The 15,346-nt window shown below is 63.5% G+C and carries 26 protein-coding genes and 1 pseudogene; 25 read left to right on the plus strand and 2 right to left on the minus strand.

The genetic code is table 11. The annotated features are described in order from the left end of the window. Window positions 1-51 precede the first annotated feature (51 nt). Genes rplB through rplP form a run of 5 tightly spaced genes read left to right on the plus strand, consistent with a single transcriptional unit; the run spans window position 52 to window position 2,690 of the window. On the plus strand, window positions 52-894 hold the full coding sequence (rplB, locus tag ROSELON_RS07335; RefSeq protein ID WP_025311771.1) for a 50S ribosomal protein L2: 843 nt from the start codon (window positions 52-54) through the stop codon (window positions 892-894). Window positions 895-897: 3 nt separating this feature from the next. Then, entirely contained in the window at window positions 898-1,176 is a 279-nt protein-coding gene (rpsS, locus tag ROSELON_RS07340) for a 30S ribosomal protein S19 (RefSeq protein ID WP_025311772.1), read from the plus strand. Between the two features lie 3 nt (window positions 1,177-1,179). After that, entirely contained in the window at window positions 1,180-1,560 is a 381-nt protein-coding gene (gene rplV / locus ROSELON_RS07345) for a 50S ribosomal protein L22 (RefSeq protein WP_025311773.1), read from the plus strand. After that, the gene (rpsC, locus tag ROSELON_RS07350; protein WP_025311774.1) at window positions 1,560-2,264 is read left to right on the plus strand and encodes a 30S ribosomal protein S3; all 705 of its coding nucleotides are present in this window, start codon (window positions 1,560-1,562) and stop codon (window positions 2,262-2,264) included. The genes rplV and rpsC overlap by 1 nt, the downstream gene beginning before the upstream one ends. Before the next feature lie 12 nt (window positions 2,265-2,276). Then, a complete protein-coding gene (gene rplP / locus ROSELON_RS07355; protein ID WP_025311775.1) occupies window positions 2,277-2,690 on the plus strand; it encodes a 50S ribosomal protein L16 in 414 nt (137 codons plus the stop codon). Window positions 2,691-2,814: 124 nt separating this feature from the next. Here rplP and ROSELON_RS07360 read toward each other — a convergent pair whose 3' ends face one another. Together ROSELON_RS07360 and ROSELON_RS07365 are read right to left on the minus strand one after the other, a co-directional pair. After that, window positions 2,815-3,204, minus strand: a complete 390-nt coding sequence (locus tag ROSELON_RS07360) for a DUF4149 domain-containing protein (protein ID WP_025311776.1) — start codon at window positions 3,202-3,204, stop codon at window positions 2,815-2,817. A gap of 44 nt (window positions 3,205-3,248) precedes the next feature. Then, window positions 3,249-3,905: a TIGR02466 family protein gene (locus ROSELON_RS07365; protein ID WP_455363791.1), complete on the minus strand. Its 657-nt coding sequence runs from the start codon at window positions 3,903-3,905 to the stop codon at window positions 3,249-3,251. Between the two features lie 212 nt (window positions 3,906-4,117). Here ROSELON_RS07365 and rpmC point away from each other — a divergent pair, with 212 nt between their 5' ends. The 20 genes and pseudogenes from rpmC to ROSELON_RS07465 all read left to right on the plus strand — a co-directional run bounded on the left by rpmC (window position 4,118) and on the right by ROSELON_RS07465 (window position 15,327). Continuing rightward, window positions 4,118-4,327, plus strand: coding sequence for a 50S ribosomal protein L29 (gene rpmC / locus ROSELON_RS07370; RefSeq protein WP_025311777.1), 210 nt, complete (start codon window positions 4,118-4,120; stop codon window positions 4,325-4,327). Window positions 4,328-4,329: 2 nt separating this feature from the next. After that, window positions 4,330-4,563, plus strand: coding sequence for a 30S ribosomal protein S17 (rpsQ, locus tag ROSELON_RS07375; RefSeq protein ID WP_038650285.1), 234 nt, complete (start codon window positions 4,330-4,332; stop codon window positions 4,561-4,563). A gap of 82 nt (window positions 4,564-4,645) precedes the next feature. Further along, window positions 4,646-5,014 carry a 50S ribosomal protein L14 gene (gene rplN, locus ROSELON_RS07380; RefSeq protein ID WP_011567679.1) on the plus strand — a complete coding sequence of 123 codons (369 nt, stop codon included), beginning with the start codon at window positions 4,646-4,648 and terminating at the stop codon, window positions 5,012-5,014. Further along, a complete protein-coding gene (rplX, locus tag ROSELON_RS07385; RefSeq protein ID WP_025311779.1) occupies window positions 5,014-5,325 on the plus strand; it encodes a 50S ribosomal protein L24 in 312 nt (103 codons plus the stop codon). The genes rplN and rplX overlap by 1 nt, the downstream gene beginning before the upstream one ends. After that, on the plus strand, window positions 5,318-5,881 hold the full coding sequence (gene rplE, locus ROSELON_RS07390; protein ID WP_025311780.1) for a 50S ribosomal protein L5: 564 nt from the start codon (window positions 5,318-5,320) through the stop codon (window positions 5,879-5,881). The genes rplX and rplE overlap by 8 nt, the downstream gene beginning before the upstream one ends. 20 nt (window positions 5,882-5,901) lie before the next feature. Further along, the gene (gene rpsN, locus ROSELON_RS07395; RefSeq protein WP_025311781.1) at window positions 5,902-6,207 is read left to right on the plus strand and encodes a 30S ribosomal protein S14; all 306 of its coding nucleotides are present in this window, start codon (window positions 5,902-5,904) and stop codon (window positions 6,205-6,207) included. 14 nt (window positions 6,208-6,221) lie between these two features. Continuing rightward, window positions 6,222-6,614, plus strand: a complete 393-nt coding sequence (rpsH, locus tag ROSELON_RS07400) for a 30S ribosomal protein S8 (protein ID WP_025311782.1) — start codon at window positions 6,222-6,224, stop codon at window positions 6,612-6,614. Window positions 6,615-6,626: 12 nt separating this feature from the next. Then, on the plus strand, window positions 6,627-7,160 hold the full coding sequence (rplF, locus tag ROSELON_RS07405; protein WP_025311783.1) for a 50S ribosomal protein L6: 534 nt from the start codon (window positions 6,627-6,629) through the stop codon (window positions 7,158-7,160). Window positions 7,161-7,171: 11 nt separating this feature from the next. After that, window positions 7,172-7,531, plus strand: a complete 360-nt coding sequence (rplR, locus tag ROSELON_RS07410; protein ID WP_025311784.1) for a 50S ribosomal protein L18 — start codon at window positions 7,172-7,174, stop codon at window positions 7,529-7,531. Between the two features lie 133 nt (window positions 7,532-7,664). Beyond that, window positions 7,665-8,246 (plus strand): 30S ribosomal protein S5, encoded by a 582-nt coding sequence (rpsE, locus tag ROSELON_RS07415; protein WP_025311785.1) that lies wholly within the window; start codon window positions 7,665-7,667, stop codon window positions 8,244-8,246. Between the two features lie 5 nt (window positions 8,247-8,251). Then, window positions 8,252-8,440, plus strand: coding sequence for a 50S ribosomal protein L30 (gene rpmD, locus ROSELON_RS07420; RefSeq protein WP_025311786.1), 189 nt, complete (start codon window positions 8,252-8,254; stop codon window positions 8,438-8,440). A gap of 195 nt (window positions 8,441-8,635) precedes the next feature. Beyond that, window positions 8,636-9,109, plus strand: coding sequence for a 50S ribosomal protein L15 (rplO, locus tag ROSELON_RS07425; RefSeq protein WP_025311787.1), 474 nt, complete (start codon window positions 8,636-8,638; stop codon window positions 9,107-9,109). 133 nt (window positions 9,110-9,242) lie between these two features. After that, entirely contained in the window at window positions 9,243-10,613 is a 1,371-nt protein-coding gene (gene secY / locus ROSELON_RS07430) for a preprotein translocase subunit SecY (protein ID WP_025311788.1), read from the plus strand. Beyond that, a complete protein-coding gene (locus ROSELON_RS07435; RefSeq protein ID WP_025311789.1) occupies window positions 10,610-11,185 on the plus strand; it encodes an adenylate kinase in 576 nt (191 codons plus the stop codon). Before secY ends, ROSELON_RS07435 begins: the two co-directional genes overlap by 4 nt. 222 nt (window positions 11,186-11,407) lie before the next feature. Then, on the plus strand, window positions 11,408-11,776 hold the full coding sequence (gene rpsM, locus ROSELON_RS07440) for a 30S ribosomal protein S13 (protein ID WP_025311790.1): 369 nt from the start codon (window positions 11,408-11,410) through the stop codon (window positions 11,774-11,776). 15 nt (window positions 11,777-11,791) lie between these two features. Further along, window positions 11,792-12,181, plus strand: a complete 390-nt coding sequence (gene rpsK, locus ROSELON_RS07445; RefSeq protein ID WP_025311791.1) for a 30S ribosomal protein S11 — start codon at window positions 11,792-11,794, stop codon at window positions 12,179-12,181. Between the two features lie 114 nt (window positions 12,182-12,295). After that, window positions 12,296-13,312: a DNA-directed RNA polymerase subunit alpha gene (locus tag ROSELON_RS07450; RefSeq protein ID WP_025311792.1), complete on the plus strand. Its 1,017-nt coding sequence runs from the start codon at window positions 12,296-12,298 to the stop codon at window positions 13,310-13,312. Between the two features lie 133 nt (window positions 13,313-13,445). Continuing rightward, window positions 13,446-13,869, plus strand: a pseudogene (gene rplQ / locus ROSELON_RS07455) (50S ribosomal protein L17). A gap of 178 nt (window positions 13,870-14,047) precedes the next feature. Beyond that, on the plus strand, window positions 14,048-14,659 hold the full coding sequence (locus ROSELON_RS07460; protein ID WP_025311793.1) for a helix-turn-helix transcriptional regulator: 612 nt from the start codon (window positions 14,048-14,050) through the stop codon (window positions 14,657-14,659). 80 nt (window positions 14,660-14,739) lie between these two features. Next, a complete protein-coding gene (locus ROSELON_RS07465) occupies window positions 14,740-15,327 on the plus strand; it encodes an acyl-homoserine-lactone synthase (RefSeq protein WP_025311794.1) in 588 nt (195 codons plus the stop codon). Window positions 15,328-15,346 lie beyond the last annotated feature (19 nt).

Consider the following 15,346-nt stretch of genomic DNA (forward strand, 5'->3'; position numbering starts at 1 on the left):
GCCCTTCACCACCGGGGCTGACCCCCCGCAAAGCAACGGAAGACAGAAAGCATGGCACTCAAGTCGTACAAACCGACGACGCCGGGCCAGCGTGGGCTGGTTCTGATCGACCGTTCGGAGCTTTGGAAAGGTCGCCCGGTCAAGTCCCTCACCGAGGGTCTGACGAAAAAGGGCGGCCGGAACAATACCGGACGGATCACCGCACGCCGCCGCGGCGGCGGGGCGAAGCGTCTTTATCGCGTCGTCGATTTCAAGCGGACCAAGTTCGACGTTCCGGCCACGGTCGAACGTATCGAATACGACCCCAACCGCACCGCCTTCATCGCCCTGGTCCGTTACCAGGACGGCGAGCAGGCCTATATCCTGGCGCCGCAGCGCCTCGCCGTTGGCGACAGCGTCGTCGCAGGCAGCAAAGCCGACATCAAGCCCGGTAACGCGATGCCCTTCTCGGGGATGCCGATCGGCACGATCGTCCACAACATCGAGCTGAAGCCCGGCAAGGGCGGTCAGATCGCGCGTGCCGCGGGCACCTATGCCCAGTTCGTCGGCCGCGACGGTGGCTACGCCCAAATCCGCCTGTCCTCGGGCGAGCTGCGCTTGGTTCGCCAGGAATGCATGGCAACGGTTGGCGCGGTCTCGAACCCCGACAACTCGAACCAGAATTTCGGCAAGGCCGGCCGCACCCGCCATATGGGCAAGCGCCCCGCCGTTCGCGGCGTCGCGATGAACCCGATCGATCACCCCCATGGTGGTGGTGAAGGTCGGACCTCGGGCGGCCGTACGCCGGTTTCGCCCTGGGGTGTCGACACCAAGGGCAAGCGCACCCGCAACAAGAACAAGGCGAGCCAGAAGCTGATCATCCGCTCGCGGCACGCCAAGAAGAAAGGGCGCTAAGACATGTCGCGTTCCGTCTGGAAAGGGCCTTTTGTCGACTCTTACGTCCTCAAGAAGGCTGAGAAATCCCGCGAGTCGGGCCGCAACGAGGTCATCAAGATCTGGTCGCGCCGCTCGACGATCCTTCCGCAATTCGTGGGCCTGACCTTTGGCGTCTACAATGGCCAGAAGCATATCCCGGTGAACGTCACCGAGGACATGATCGGTCAGAAGTTCGGTGAATACGCACCGACGCGCACCTATTACGGTCACGCCGCCGACAAGAAAGCCAAGAGGAAGTAAGCCATGGGCAAGGATAAGAATCCCCGCCGCGTGGCGGATAACGAGGCGATGGCCAAGCTGCGCATGCTGCGCACCTCGCCCCAGAAACTGAACCTGGTGGCGGCGATGATCCGCGGCAAGAAGGTGGAAAAGGCCCTGTCGGACCTGACCTTCTCGAAAAAGCGCATCGCCATGGACGTGAAGAAATGCCTTCAGTCCGCCATCGCCAATGCCGAGAACAACCACGGTCTCGACGTCGACGAACTGGTCGTCGCCGAAGCCTGGGTCGGCAAGAACCTGGTGATGAAGCGCGGCCGTCCGCGCGCCCGCGGTCGTTTCGGCCGTATTCACAAGCCGTTCAGCGAGCTGACCATCACGGTTCGCCAGGTCGAGGAGCAAGCATAATGGGTCACAAGGTCAACCCGATTGGTATGCGCCTCCAGGTGAACCGCACCTGGGACAGCCGCTGGTACGCCGACACGAAAGAGTACGGTGATCTCCTGCTCGAGGATATCGCGATCCGCGAATTCATCGAGGAAGAGTGCAAGCAGGCTGGCGTGTCGAAGGTCATCATTGAACGTCCGCACCGCAAGTGCCGCGTCACGATCCACACCGCCCGTCCGGGTGTCATCATCGGCAAGAAAGGCGCAGACATCGAAACCCTGCGCAAGAAGCTGGCCAAGATGACGGACAGCGAGCTGCACCTCAACATCGTCGAGGTCCGCAAGCCCGAGCTGGACGCCCAGCTGGTGGCCGAGTCGATCGCGCAGCAGCTCGAGCGTCGCGTGTCCTTCCGTCGTGCCATGAAGCGCGCCGTGCAGAACGCCATGCGCATGGGAGCGCTGGGTATTCGGGTGAACGTCGCGGGCCGCCTTGGCGGTGCCGAGATCGCCCGAACCGAGTGGTATCGCGAAGGCCGCGTGCCCCTGCACACCCTGCGTGCCGACATCGACTATGCCCTGTCCGAGGCCGAGACGCCCTATGGCATCATCGGCATCAAGGTCTGGATCTTCAAAGGCGAGATCATGGAGCACGATCCCAGTGCCCGCGATCGTCGTCATGCGGAGCTTCAGGAAGGCGGCGGGCCGCGTCCGCGCCGCGACCGCTGAGGAGTTTGAGAGATGCTGCAACCCAAGCGCACGAAATTCCGCAAACAACACAAGGGCCGTATCCGTGGCGACGCCAAGGGTGGGTCGGATCTGAACTTTGGCACCTACGGCCTCAAGGCGCTTCAGCCCGAGCGGGTCACCGCCCGTCAGATCGAAGCCGCCCGCCGGGCCATGACGCGTCACATGAAGCGTCAGGGCCGCGTCTGGATCCGGATCTTCCCCGATCTGCCCGTCACCTCGAAGCCCGTCGAAGTTCGGATGGGTAAAGGTAAGGGCTCGGTCGATTACTGGGCCTGCAAGGTCAAGCCGGGACGGATCATGTTCGAGATCGATGGCGTGTCCGAGACCGTCGCCCGCGAGGCCCTGCGCCTGGCCGCGATGAAGCTGCCGATCAAGACCCGCACCGTGGTCCGCGAGGATTGGTGAAACCAATCCCCGCGGGTGCGGCGGAGCCGGTCTCGCAGAGCTGTCCGCGCCGCACCCCGGTTGAGAATGGAAAGCCCCCGGCCCGTCCGGGGGTTTTTTCTTTATATGACAGCGGGGCGCGGCCTCAGGACAACAGCAACACGGCCCAGCCCGCTAACCCGATCTGCACCAGTTGGATCACGACCGACAGGCCGTGCAGTCGCTTGAAAGCCGGTTGATCGTCACGATCCGTGGCCGCGTTGATCTGGTGCATCAGGATCTGGCGCGAATAGAGCGTGCTGAACAGGATCCCCGCGAACAGGCCGGCGGCCGTCAGATCGACAAAGGCCGCGAGCGAGGCCGCGACCGCCGACAAGCCGACGATGGCTAGGTAGTAAAAGGGAAATGTGCCGCGCAGCAGCGGGCGCACCCGCTCCATCGGCAGTTGCGCGAAGAGCACCGGCGCGAAGCCGAAACTGAAAAACACCATGCCGCCAAGCAGCACGGCCGCCGTCAACAGGGCGATCGCGTCCATGGTCGTTGCCTCCATCCGTTTCGGGACGAGGTAGCGATCAGCACTCAGCCGGCCAGAGCCCGGCCTGCGGCAATTCCGATCAGACCCACTTGTAGTTGAAACTGACCGAGATGCGCTCGTCCTCGGCCATGTTCATCGGTACCTCGTGGCGCAGCCAGCTCTCCCATAGCAGCACATCGCCCACGGCGGGCGTCACATAGATGAAAGGCTGCAATTCCTCTCGTGCGCCCTTGCGGCGGGTGGGGGCGGGCCATCATCATGGCCGACCGCGGGTCTTCCAGCTTGAGGGCCGAGGTGCCCTCGGGCATGGCGACATATGTCGTGCCGGAAATCACCGAATGCGGGTGGATATGGCTGGAATGGGTCCCGCCCTCGGGCAGGATGTTGATCCACAGATCCTCCAGCACCAGCTTGCCCTCGCCAAGGTCGAACTCCAGATCCGCGGCAAAGGCCGCGACATGGGCGTCCAGAACCTTGACCAGATCGGCGAAGATGGGAAACCGCCAGGGCAGGTCGGTCAGCGACGCGTAAGAGGTATAGCCGGGATAGCCGTTTTCCTCGCACCAGTCCTGCCCCGCCTCGTCATCCTCGGCGATGACGAGGCAGGAGTTTTCCAACTCTTCCGCGTCGACGGGCTGACCGAGGTCGGAGAGTTTCGCGTGATAGAGACGGGTCGCGAAGAGCGATTTGATCTGTGCCATGGCCGCGTGATACCGCAAGCGCCAGGGCGGGGCGAGGGGGCTTGCGCCCGTTTCGCGGCCCGTGCCCCCGCAAAAAGGGGGCAAACCCGGCATCGGGGGTTGCTTTATCGGGGGACTCGGAGTATCCGGCGCCCTCATTCCGAAATCCACCGGATTTGGCGTGACCCGATTCCCTTGGGGCGCCCCGGTGTTATTGAGAGGAAAGCAAGGCGATGAACGCCAATGAACTGCGTGACAAGACGCCGGACCAGCTGCGTGATCAGCTCGTCCAGCTGAAGAAGGAGGCCTTCAACCTCCGTTTCCAGCAGGCCACCGGTCAGCTGGAGAACACCGCCCGCATGCGCGCCGTCAAGCGCGATACCGCGCGCGTGAAAACGATCCTGAACGAGAAAGCGGCAGCCGCCGCAAGCACGGAGGCCTGAGAATGCCCAAGCGTATCCTGCAAGGCACCGTCACCTCGGACACCAACGCCCAGACCGTCACCGTGTCGGTCGAGCGTCGCTTCAAGCACCCGGTTCTGCAAAAGACGATCCGGAAGTCGAAGAAGTACCGCGCCCATGATGCTGACAACCAGTACAAGGTCGGGGATACCGTGCGCATTCAGGAATGCGCACCCATGTCGAAGACGAAACGCTGGGAGGTGGTCGAGCGCGTCTGACGCGCCCGCACATCCCCTGTTTTAGCGAAACCCTGGAGCCTTATGTCCTGATCAGGCGGCTCCAAAGGTCGGGAGAAACCAAATGATCCAGATGCAGACCAATCTGGATGTCGCTGACAACTCCGGCGCACGCCGTGTTCAGTGCATCAAGGTTCTGGGTGGGTCCAAGCGGAAATACGCGTCGGTGGGTGACATCATCGTCGTGTCCGTGAAGGAAGCCATCCCGCGCGGTCGCGTGAAGAAGGGCGATGTCCGCAAGGCCGTCGTCGTGCGCACCGCCAAGGAAGTTCGCCGCGAAGACGGCACCGCGATCCGTTTCGATCGCAACGCCGCCGTCATCCTCAACAACAACAACGAGCCGATCGGCACCCGTATCTTCGGGCCGGTGGTTCGCGAGTTGCGCGCGAAGAACTTCATGAAGATCATTTCGCTGGCGCCGGAGGTGCTCTGATGGCTGCGAAACTGAAAAAAGGCGACCGCGTCGTCGTTCTGGCCGGCAAGGACAAGGGTAAAGAGGGCGAGATTACCGCCGTCATGCCCAAGGACGGCAAGGCCATCGTCGACGGCATCAACATCGCCATCCGCCACACCAAGCAAAGCCAGTCCAGCCAGGGCGGCCGCATTCCGCAGCCGATGCCCATCCAGCTGTCGAACCTGGCCCTGCTGGACGCCAACGGCAAACCCACCCGCGTCGGCTTCAAGATCGAAGACGGCAAGAAGGTGCGTGTCGCCAAGACCACGGGGGACGTGATCGATGCTTGATACCGCCACCTATACCCCGCGCCTCAAGACGCTCTTCCGCGACCAGATCAAGGCCGCGATGAAGGAAGAGTTCGGCTATTCGAACGACATGATGATCCCGCGTCTGGACAAGATCGTCCTGAACATCGGCGCCGGGGCCGAAAGCGTGAAGGACTCCAAGAAGGCCAAGTCGGCCCAGGAAGACCTGACCGCGATTGCGGGCCAGCAGGCCGTCATCACCAAGGCAAAGAAGTCGATCGCCGGCTTCCGCGTCCGTGAGGGCATGCCGCTGGGCGCCAAGGTCACCCTGCGCGGCGACCGCATGTACGACTTCCTTGACCGTCTGGTCACCGTGGCCCTGCCGCGCGTCCGCGACTTTCGCGGCGTGAAGGGCTCGGCCTTCGACGGCCGTGGCAACTACGCCATGGGCATCAAGGAACACATCGTCTTTCCCGAGATCAACTTCGACAAGGTCGACGAAGTCTGGGGCATCGACGTCATCATCTGCACCACCGCGAAAACCGACGCGGAAGCGAAGGCGCTGTTGAAGCATTTCAACATGCCTTTCAACAGCTGATCGCGGGAGGAGAGTGACACATGGCTAAGAAATCCATGGTTGAGCGCGAACTCAAGCGGCAGAAGCTGGTGGCCAAATACGCCGCCAAGCGTGCCGCGCTGAAAGAGATCGCAAACGACGAAGACAAGCCAATGGAAGAGCGTTTCAAGGCCCGCCTCAAGCTGGCGAAACTGCCGCGCAACAGCTCGCCCACGCGCCTGCACAACCGTTGCCAGCTGACCGGTCGCCCCAAGGCGTATTACCGCAAGCTGAAAATCTCGCGGATCAAGCTGCGTGATCTGGCCTCGAACGGCCAGATCCCCGGCATGGTCAAGTCCAGCTGGTAAGGGGGGTTTGAGAGATGAATGATCCTCTTGGTGATATGCTGACACGCATCCGCAACGCACAGATGCGCGGCAAATCCGTGGTCTCGACCCCGGCCTCCAAGCAGCGCGCACGCGTGCTCGACGTGCTGGCCGACGAAGGCTACATCCGCGGCTACGAACAGGCCACCGATGCGAACGGTCACCCGACCTTCGACATCTCGCTGAAGTATTACGAGGGCACCCCGGTGATCCGTGAACTGAAGCGCGTGTCGAAGCCGGGCCGCCGCGTCTACATGGGCGTCAGCGACATCCCGCAGGTCCGGCAGGGCCTGGGTGTCTCGATCGTGTCCACCTCGCGTGGCGTGATGTCGGACGCCTCGGCACGCGCGGCCAATGTTGGCGGCGAAGTGCTCTGCACCGTCTTCTAAGGAGGTTTGGCAATGTCTCGTATTGGTAAAAAACCGGTCGAGCTGCCCGGGGGCGTTTCCGCCACCGTGTCCGGCCAGACCGTTGAGGTGAAGGGGCCGAAAGGCACCCGCAGCTTCACCGCGACCGACGATGTCACCATCGCGGTCGAGGACAACACCGTTGCGGTCACCCCGCGCGGCAAGTCCAAGCGCGCCCGCCAGCAGTGGGGCATGTCGCGCACCATGGTTCAGAACCTGGTGACCGGCGTGACCGACGGCTTCAAGAAGGAACTGGAAATCCAGGGCGTCGGCTACCGTGCACAGATGCAGGGCAACACCCTGAAACTGTCGCTGGGCTATAGCCACGACGTGGAATTCGCGGTGCCCGAGGGTGTCACCGTCACCTGCCCGAAGCAGACCGAAGTGGTCGTCGAGGGCGCAGATCAGCAACTGGTGGGCCAGGTCGCGGCGAATATCCGCGAATGGCGCGCCCCCGAGCCCTACAAGGGCAAGGGCATCCGCTACAAGGATGAGTACATCTTCCGCAAGGAAGGCAAGAAGAAGTAAGGGCGACGGATATGGCACTCAGCAAACGAGAACTGTTCCTCAAGCGCCGTCTGCGCAACCGGAACAAGCTTCGCACCCTGGCGGGTGGGCGTCCGCGTCTGTCCGTCCATCGGTCGAACAAGAACATCAGCGTGCAGCTGATCGACGACACCAACGGCGTGACGCTGGCCTCTGCCTCGACGCTGGAAAAGGATCTCGGCGTCGTCGGCAAGAACAACGCCGAAGCCGCGGCCAAGATCGGCGCCACCATCGCCGAGCGGGCCAAGGCCAAGGGTGTCGAGGAATGCTTCTTCGACCGTGGCGGCTTCCTCTATCACGGGCGCATCAAGGCCTTGGCCGATGCCGCGCGTGACGGCGGGCTGAAGTTCTGATCGCCATGCTGGCGACGTAAGATGTGCAGGCGGCGGGGTGGCGTCTCGCCGCCTCGATGATCGGGGGGCATCGCGCCCACTGCGATCGGACCAAGGGGCGCGGGACGCGCCAGACACTGAAAGGATGCCACATATGGCAGAACGTAACGAACGCCGGGGTCGCCGCCGCGACGAGCGCGAGGAAACCCCCGAATTCGCCGACCGTCTGGTCGCGATCAACCGCGTCTCCAAGACCGTGAAGGGGGGCAAGCGTTTCGGCTTCGCCGCGCTCGTCGTGGTCGGTGACCAGCGGGGTCGCGTCGGCTTTGGCAAGGGCAAGGCCAAGGAGGTCCCCGAGGCGATCCGCAAGGCGACCGAGCAGGCCAAGCGCAACCTGATCCGCGTGCCGCTGAAAGAGGGTCGCACCCTGCATCACGACGTCAAGGGCCATCACGGCGCCGGCAAGGTCGTCATGCGCACCGCGCCGGAAGGCACCGGGATCATCGCCGGTGGTCCGATGCGCGCCGTGTTCGAGATGCTGGGCATCAAGGACGTGGTCGCCAAATCGACCGGCACCCAGAACCCCTACAACATGATCCGCGCCACGCTGGACGGCCTCCGCAACGAAAGCTCGCCCCGCATGGTGGCCGCGCGTCGTGGCAAGAAAGTGGCTGACATCCTGCCCAAGCGTGACGAAGCGCCGGCCGAATCCAGCCAAGTCGCCGAGGAGGCCTGAGACCCATGGCAAAGACCATCGTCGTCAAGCAGATCGGCTCGCCGATCCGTCGCCCCGAGATCCAGCGCAAGACGCTGATCGGCCTGGGCCTGAACAAGATGCACAAGACCCGCGAGTTGGAGGATACCCCCTCGGTCCGCGGCATGATCAACAAGATCCCGCATCTGGTCGAGATCGTCGAAGAGCGCGGCTGACCCCGCCCTTCGACTGCAAGATCGCAGCCGCCCCCGCATGCCGGGGGCGTTTCGCGTTCCAGGGGCTGGGGCTTGCCTTGGCGTCCGACTCCGCCTATACGCCCCCGGTGGCCGACCGGGCCACATCAAGCAATCAAGAAAAGCCGTGTCTGTCCCACCTCGCTTCGGGGGCGGTTCCGGCCAAGGAGAAGCGACATGAAATTGCATGAACTGCGCGACAATCCCGGCGCAACGAAAACCAAGAAACGCGTGGGCCGCGGCCCCGGCTCGGGCAAGGGCAAGACCGCCGGCCGTGGTATCAAGGGCCAGAAGTCGCGTTCGGGTGTGGCCATCGCCGGCTACGAGGGCGGCCAGATGCCGCTCTACCAGCGTCTTCCCAAGCGTGGCTTCAACAAGCCCAACCGCAAGGAATTCGCTGTTGTGAACCTCGGCCTGATCGAGAAATTCGTCGAGGCCGGCAAGCTGGATGCGGGGGCCGAGATCACCGAGGATGCGCTGGTGGCATCGGGCCTGGTGCGGCGCAAGCTGGACGGCGTGCGCGTGCTTGCCAAAGGCGAGGTGACCTCCAAGCTGACCATCACCGTGACCGGCGCCTCGAAGGCGGCAGTGGCCGCGGTTGAAAAGGCCGGCGGCTCGCTGACGACGACGGCAGCGGCTGCGGCGGAATAACCCGTTTGGGGGCGGCTGCCCCTTTCGGCGCTTGTGGGCGGTTGCCACGCCGCCTACATCGTAACTCAGGATTATTCGCGCCGCAGGACCGCATGGACCGGTCTTGCGGCGCATCGCGCATAAGAGAGGCGGCATGGCATCAGCAGCGGAGCAAATGGCCGCGAACATGAGCTGGAAGGCATTCGGCAGAGCGACCGAATTGCGCCAGCGCATCGTGTTCACCCTCGGTCTTCTGATCATCTACCGCGTCGGCACCTACATTCCCGTTCCGGGCATCGACGGTGTCGAACTGCGCAACTTCTTCGAGCAGGCGGCAGCCGGTCTTGGCGGCGTGCTGAACATGTTCACCGGCGGCGCGCTGTCGCGGATGGGGGTCTTTGCCCTCGGGATCATGCCCTATATCTCGGCCTCGATCATCGTCCAGCTGATGGCGTCGATGGTTCCCGCGCTCGAGCAGCTCAAGAAAGAGGGCGAACAGGGTCGCAAAAAGCTGAACCAGTACACGCGCTACGGCACCGTCGCCCTGGCCACGGCTCAGGCCTATGGCCTTGCCGTCAGCATGGAATCCGGCGGTCTGGCGGCCGATCCGGGCTGGTTCTTCCGCGCGGCCTGCGTCATCACGCTGGTCGGCGGCACGATGTTCCTGATGTGGCTGGGCGAGCAGATCACGCAACGCGGCATCGGCAACGGCATCTCGCTGATCATCTTTGTCGGCATCATCGCCGAGATTCCCGCCGCCTTGGCGCAGTTCTTTGAATCGGGGCGCTCCGGCTCGTTGACCACGCCGGCCGTTCTGGGTGTGATCTTCATGCTGACCGCGACGCTGTTCTTCGTCGTGTTCATGGAACGGTCCTTGCGCAAGATCCACATCCAGTATCCCCGCCGGCAAGTGGGGATGAAGGTCTATGACGGCGGGTCCAGCCACCTGCCGATCAAGGTGAACCCGGCCGGTGTGATCCCGGCGATCTTCGCCTCGTCGCTGTTGTTGCTGCCCACGACGCTGACGACCTTTTCGGGCGGTCAGGCGACCAGCCCGGTCATGTCGTGGGTCCTGGCCAATTTCGGGCCCGGTCAGCCGCTCTATCTGGCGTTCTTTGCCGGCATGGTGATCTTCTTCACCTATTTCTACACCCTCAATGTGTCGTTCAAGACCGAGGACGTGGCCGACAACCTCAAGAACCAGAACGGTTTCGTGCCGGGTATCCGTCCCGGCAAGCGGACGGCCGAATACCTCGATTACGTGGTGAACCGCATTCTCGTTCTGGGCTCGGCCTATCTGGCGCTGGTCGTGTTGCTGCCAGAAATCGTGCGCACCAACCTGGCCATCACCGCCTATTTCGGGGGTACCTCGATCCTGATTATCGTCTCGGTGGGCATGGACACCGTGCAACAGATCCAATCGCATCTCTTGGCGCATCAATACGAGGGGCTGCTTGAGAAATCGCAGCTGCGCGGGCGCAAGGGCGGCAAATCGAAGGCACGGAAAGGGCCCGCACGTCGATGAACATCATTCTTCTCGGACCGCCCGGCGCGGGCAAAGGCACCCAGGCCGGCATTCTGGTCGAAGAGCGCGGCATGGTTCAGCTCTCGACCGGCGACATGCTGCGCGAGGCCAAGGGCAGCGGCACCGAGATGGGCAACCGCGTGGCCGAGGTCATGGCCCGTGGCGAGCTTGTCACCGACGAGATCGTGATCGGGCTGATCCGCGAAAAGCTGGCGACCGTCAAAGCCGCCGGGTTCATCTTCGACGGGTTCCCCCGCACCCTGGCGCAGGCCGATGCCCTTGGCGATCTTCTGGCCGACGAGGGGCAGACCCTCGATGCCGTGATCGAGATGCAGGTCGATGACGACGTGCTTGTACAACGGGTCGTCAACCGCGCCACCGAGGCCGCGGCCGCGGGGCAGCCCGTGCGCGCCGACGACAATGCCGAAAGCATGAAGGTGCGGCTGATGGAGTACTACAAGAAGACCTCGCCCCTGATCGGCTATTACCACGCCAAGGGGCAGCTTCAGTCCATCGACGGTCTGGGCCAGATCGACGAGGTCGCGGCCGCGATCAAGGCGATCCTGGGCTGAATCGGCGCGTGTCGGGGCCGATTGCCGCGGCAGGGGTTGACGATGTCACCGATCCCCAATATGCGCACCACTTCCGCAAGGAAAAGCGTGTCTCGATTCGGGGTGTCCCGGCCGCGACACACCACCTGTAGAGATGACTGCGGCCCGGTCGCGCGATGCGCCGGGCTAACGTTGTGAAAAAAGGGCCTGGCGCTACGGGCTCGCAACGAAAGGACAATTGACGTGGCACGTATTGCCGGCGTGAACATTCCCACCGCCAAGCGCGTTCCGATCGCGCTCACCTACATCACCGGAATTGGCCAGTCCTCGGCCAAGGAAATCTGCGCCGCCGTCGGCATCGACGAGAGCCGTCGCGTCAACGAACTGAGCGACGCCGAGGTTCTGCAGATCCGCGAGCATATCGACGCGAATTTCACCGTCGAGGGCGACCTGCGCCGCGAGACCCAGATGAACATCAAGCGTCTGATGGACCTGGGCTGCTACCGCGGTCTGCGCCATCGCCGCAACCTGCCGGTTCGCGGTCAGCGCACGCACACCAACGCACGCACGCGCAAGGGCCCCGCAAAGGCCATTGCCGGCAAAAAGAAATAAGGGAGGGCTGGTTCAATGGCACGCGATCGTCGTCCCGCCAAGCGCAAGGTTTCGAAGAACATCGCCACCGGTGTGGCCCATGTGAATTCGTCCTTCAACAACACCAAGATCCTGATTTCCGACGTGCAGGGCAACGCCATTTCCTGGTCGTCCGCCGGCACGATGGGGTTCAAGGGCAGCCGCAAATCGACCCCCTATGCCGCGCAGATGGCCGCCGAAGATGCCGGCCGCAAGGCACAGGAACACGGCGTCAAGACGCTGGAAGTCGAAGTGCAGGGCCCCGGATCGGGCCGCGAGTCGGCGCTGCGCGCGCTGGCCGCTGTCGGCTTTCAGATCACGTCGATCCGTGACGTGACGCCGATGGCCCATAACGGCTGCCGTCCGCCCAAGCGCCGCCGCGTGTAAGCGAACAGTTTTTCTGGCGGGTTGCGTGCGCATGCGCGCGGCCCGCCGCTGTCATTTTGATCCTCGGGCGTACCGGGCCATCGGATCCACCCGGTACAAGTATGGAGGCGACGCATGATCCACAAGAATTGGCAAGAGCTTATCAAACCGACCCAACTGGTCGTGAACCCCGGCACCGACCCGGCCCGCAAGGCCTCGGTCGTGGCCGAGCCGCTCGAGCGGGGCTTTGGCCTGACGCTGGGCAACGCCCTGCGCCGCGTGCTGATGAGCTCGCTTCAGGGCGCGGCCATCACTAGCGTCCAGATCGACGGTGTCCTGCACGAGTTTTCGTCGGTCGCCGGCGTGCGTGAGGACGTGACCGACATCGTTCTGAACCTCAAGGGCGTCGCCATCCGCATGGAAGCCGAAGGCCCCAAGCGCCTGTCGATTTCGGCCAAGGGGCCGAAGCTCGTCACCGCGGGCGATATCTCGGAAAGCGCGGGCATCGAGATCCTGAACAAGGATCACGTGATCTGCCACCTCGACGAGGGCGCGGACCTCTACATGGAACTGACGGTCAACACCGGTAAGGGCTATGTGTCGGCGGACAAGAACCGCCCCGAGGATGCGCCCATCGGCCTGATGCCGATCGACGCGATCTACTCGCCGGTGAAAAAGGTGTCCTACGACGTGCAGCCCACCCGCGAGGGGCAGGTGCTCGACTATGACAAGCTGACGCTCAAGCTGGAAACCGACGGATCGGTCACGCCTGATGATGCCGTGGCCTATGCCGCGCGCATCCTGCAGGACCAGTTGTCGATCTTCGTGAATTTCGACGAGCCCGAGGCCGCCGGCCGTCAGGACGACGAGGACGATCTGGAGTTCAACCCGCTTCTGCTCAAGAAGGTGGACGAGCTCGAATTGTCGGTCCGGTCTGCCAACTGCCTCAAGAACGACAATATCGTCTATATCGGCGACCTGATCCAGAAGACCGAAGCCGAGATGCTGCGCACCCCGAACTTCGGCCGGAAGTCGCTGAACGAGATCAAGGAAGTGCTGTCCGGCATGGGCCTGCATCTGGGGATGGATATCGTCGATTGGCCGCCCGACAATATCGAGGAACTGGCCAAGAAGTACGAAGACAACTTCTGACGGTTTCGGGGGCGGTCCGCCGCCCCCGCCAATGCTCGGACGGCCGGGGACGACAAGGGCATCCCGCCCCAAGGAGAGGGGTCCGCCACGCATGGACCCCCGGACAAAGCAAAACGAGACCAGGAGATAGAAAATGCGTCACGCTCGCGGATACCGCCGCCTGAACCGGACCCATGAACACCGCAAGGCGATGTTCGCCAACATGGCCGGGTCGCTGATCGAACATGAACAGATCAAGACGACCCTGCCCAAGGCCAAGGAATTGCGCCGCATCGTCGAAAAGCTGATCACGCTGGGCAAGCGCGGCGATCTTCATGCCCGCCGTCAGGCCGCGTCGCAGCTCAAGCAGGACATGCATGTCGCCAAGCTGTTCGAGGTGCTCGGCCCCCGCTACGCCGAACGCCAGGGCGGCTATGTTCGCGTGCTGAAGGCCGGCTTCCGCTATGGTGACATGGCGCCGATGGCGATCATCGAATTCGTCGACCGCGATGTCCGACGCCAAGGGCGCCGCAGACCGCGCCCGCGAAGAGGACATGGCCGAGTTCGACGCGGAGTAATCCCGCCCGACAGGCCGCCCCCATCCAAGGGTGGCACCCAACAGCCCCCGCCGTTCAGGCGGGGGCTTTTTCGTTTGCCGCGTGTCGCGACGTAACGAGAGACGGGCTCGCATACGCTTTTGCGTTGACCCCCGACTCGGGGACCTGTCTAAAAGGACATGTTCTTTTGGTCAGGTTCATGTCTAAAGCACCCGTTCTCGATCTTCTTCTGCACGAGTTGTCTCTGGCGGCGCCGGCCGGTTTCGCCGTCGGTTTACACATTAGATACGTCTCGCCCCTTATCATGGTGAACACCTATCCCGACGCCTGGCAGGAGGTTTACACCGCGAAGCTCTACGGATTGCGCGACCCGACATTGGCCTGGGGCCTCAGCCATACCGGCACCCGCCGCTGGAGCGAGATCGGTCTGCCCGATCCGTTCGGCATCATGGCGGAGGCCGCGGGGTATGGCCTGACCTACGGGATGATCGCCTCGATCGGGCCGATGTCGTCGCGCACCATCGCCGGCGCCAGCCGCCAGGACCGCGAGTTCGCCGAAAACGAGATGGAACACATTCTCAGGATCGTGCAGCGCATGCACGACCTGTCGGAACCGCCGGCCCGCCTGTCCAAGGCGCAGGCCGACGCCCTGAAATGTATCGCGGAGGGGGACCGCCATGCAGCTGCCGCAGCCAAACTTGGAATTTCCGAAAGTGCCCTCAAGGCGCGCCTGACCTCCGCCCGGCAAAAGCTGATGGCCCGCACAACGGCCGAAGCGGTGCAAAGGGCAAAGGAGTACGGGTTCATCTAGGGTCTGGATGACAGCAGAGGCAAAAGGGTCGTCCCCGCGGTGCGTTTGTTGACCACAACCACCCGAGAGGACTCTTTGACATGGAAACTGCAACGCTCTCTTTCGACAACATGCACACCTACGGCCCGCTTTTCGCCAACATGCTCAAGGCGCGCCACCGCACCTTCATCGAAGGCAAGCAGTGGGACTTGCCCGAAGAGGCCGGCATGGAATTCGACCAGTATGACACCGCGCAGAGCCGCTGGGTCTGCGTGCATGAAAACGGCCGGGTCATGGCCGGGGTGCGCCTGACCCCCACCACGGCGAAATGCGGCATCTACAGCTACATGGTGCGCGATGCGCAGCGCGGGCTGCTCGATACGATCCCCGGCAACCTGCTGTGGGAACCGGCCCCGATCGCCGATCATATCTGGGATGCGAACCGCCTGTTCGTGGTCGATGACGTGCCGACCGAGATCCGCCGCCGCGTGCAGATGTCCCTGATGGGGCACATGGTGCGCTCGGCCCGCGCGCAGGGGGCCACGATCCTGATCGGCCTCTTGCCCACGCTGATCCCGCGCCTGGCCCGACGCCTCGGCATCGACATGGTGCCGGCGGGCCCCGAGATGAGTTTCGCCGGCGTGCCGCACCGCGTCTACTTCGTCTCGATGGCGTCGAAGATGCATTGAGGGGGGCGTCCGGGCGGGA

This window comes from Roseibacterium elongatum DSM 19469 (assembly GCF_000590925.1).
Lineage (GTDB): Bacteria > Pseudomonadota > Alphaproteobacteria > Rhodobacterales > Rhodobacteraceae > Roseibacterium > Roseibacterium elongatum.

Excerpts from the sequence above, each read along its gene's own strand:
- rplN (WP_011567679.1), top strand. The coding sequence starts at position 4,646 with ATGATCCAGATGCAGACCAATCTGGATGTCGCTGACAACTCCGGCGCA.
- rplB (WP_025311771.1), top strand. The coding sequence starts at position 52 with ATGGCACTCAAGTCGTACAAACCGACGACGCCGGGCCAGCGTGGGCTG.
- rpsN (WP_025311781.1), top strand. The coding sequence starts at position 5,902 with ATGGCTAAGAAATCCATGGTTGAGCGCGAACTCAAGCGGCAGAAGCTG.
- rplP (WP_025311775.1), top strand. The coding sequence starts at position 2,277 with ATGCTGCAACCCAAGCGCACGAAATTCCGCAAACAACACAAGGGCCGT.
- rpsK (WP_025311791.1), top strand. The coding sequence starts at position 11,792 with ATGGCACGCGATCGTCGTCCCGCCAAGCGCAAGGTTTCGAAGAACATC.
- ROSELON_RS07460 (WP_025311793.1), top strand. The coding sequence starts at position 14,048 with ATGTCTAAAGCACCCGTTCTCGATCTTCTTCTGCACGAGTTGTCTCTG.
- rplF (WP_025311783.1), top strand. The coding sequence starts at position 6,627 with ATGTCTCGTATTGGTAAAAAACCGGTCGAGCTGCCCGGGGGCGTTTCC.
- rplV (WP_025311773.1), top strand. The coding sequence starts at position 1,180 with ATGGGCAAGGATAAGAATCCCCGCCGCGTGGCGGATAACGAGGCGATG.
- ROSELON_RS07360 (WP_025311776.1), bottom strand. The coding sequence starts at position 3,204 with ATGGACGCGATCGCCCTGTTGACGGCGGCCGTGCTGCTTGGCGGCATG.
- rpsE (WP_025311785.1), top strand. The coding sequence starts at position 7,665 with ATGGCAGAACGTAACGAACGCCGGGGTCGCCGCCGCGACGAGCGCGAG.
- rpsS (WP_025311772.1), top strand. The coding sequence starts at position 898 with ATGTCGCGTTCCGTCTGGAAAGGGCCTTTTGTCGACTCTTACGTCCTC.
- rpsQ (WP_038650285.1), top strand. The coding sequence starts at position 4,330 with ATGCCCAAGCGTATCCTGCAAGGCACCGTCACCTCGGACACCAACGCC.
- rpsC (WP_025311774.1), top strand. The coding sequence starts at position 1,560 with ATGGGTCACAAGGTCAACCCGATTGGTATGCGCCTCCAGGTGAACCGC.
- rplE (WP_025311780.1), top strand. The coding sequence starts at position 5,318 with ATGCTTGATACCGCCACCTATACCCCGCGCCTCAAGACGCTCTTCCGC.
- ROSELON_RS07435 (WP_025311789.1), top strand. The coding sequence starts at position 10,610 with ATGAACATCATTCTTCTCGGACCGCCCGGCGCGGGCAAAGGCACCCAG.
- rplO (WP_025311787.1), top strand. The coding sequence starts at position 8,636 with ATGAAATTGCATGAACTGCGCGACAATCCCGGCGCAACGAAAACCAAG.
- rplX (WP_025311779.1), top strand. The coding sequence starts at position 5,014 with ATGGCTGCGAAACTGAAAAAAGGCGACCGCGTCGTCGTTCTGGCCGGC.
- rplR (WP_025311784.1), top strand. The coding sequence starts at position 7,172 with ATGGCACTCAGCAAACGAGAACTGTTCCTCAAGCGCCGTCTGCGCAAC.
- ROSELON_RS07450 (WP_025311792.1), top strand. The coding sequence starts at position 12,296 with ATGATCCACAAGAATTGGCAAGAGCTTATCAAACCGACCCAACTGGTC.
- ROSELON_RS07365 (WP_455363791.1), bottom strand. The coding sequence starts at position 3,905 with ATGGCACAGATCAAATCGCTCTTCGCGACCCGTCTCTATCACGCGAAA.
- rpsH (WP_025311782.1), top strand. The coding sequence starts at position 6,222 with ATGAATGATCCTCTTGGTGATATGCTGACACGCATCCGCAACGCACAG.
- rpmC (WP_025311777.1), top strand. The coding sequence starts at position 4,118 with ATGAACGCCAATGAACTGCGTGACAAGACGCCGGACCAGCTGCGTGAT.
- rpmD (WP_025311786.1), top strand. The coding sequence starts at position 8,252 with ATGGCAAAGACCATCGTCGTCAAGCAGATCGGCTCGCCGATCCGTCGC.
- ROSELON_RS07465 (WP_025311794.1), top strand. The coding sequence starts at position 14,740 with ATGGAAACTGCAACGCTCTCTTTCGACAACATGCACACCTACGGCCCG.
- secY (WP_025311788.1), top strand. The coding sequence starts at position 9,243 with ATGGCATCAGCAGCGGAGCAAATGGCCGCGAACATGAGCTGGAAGGCA.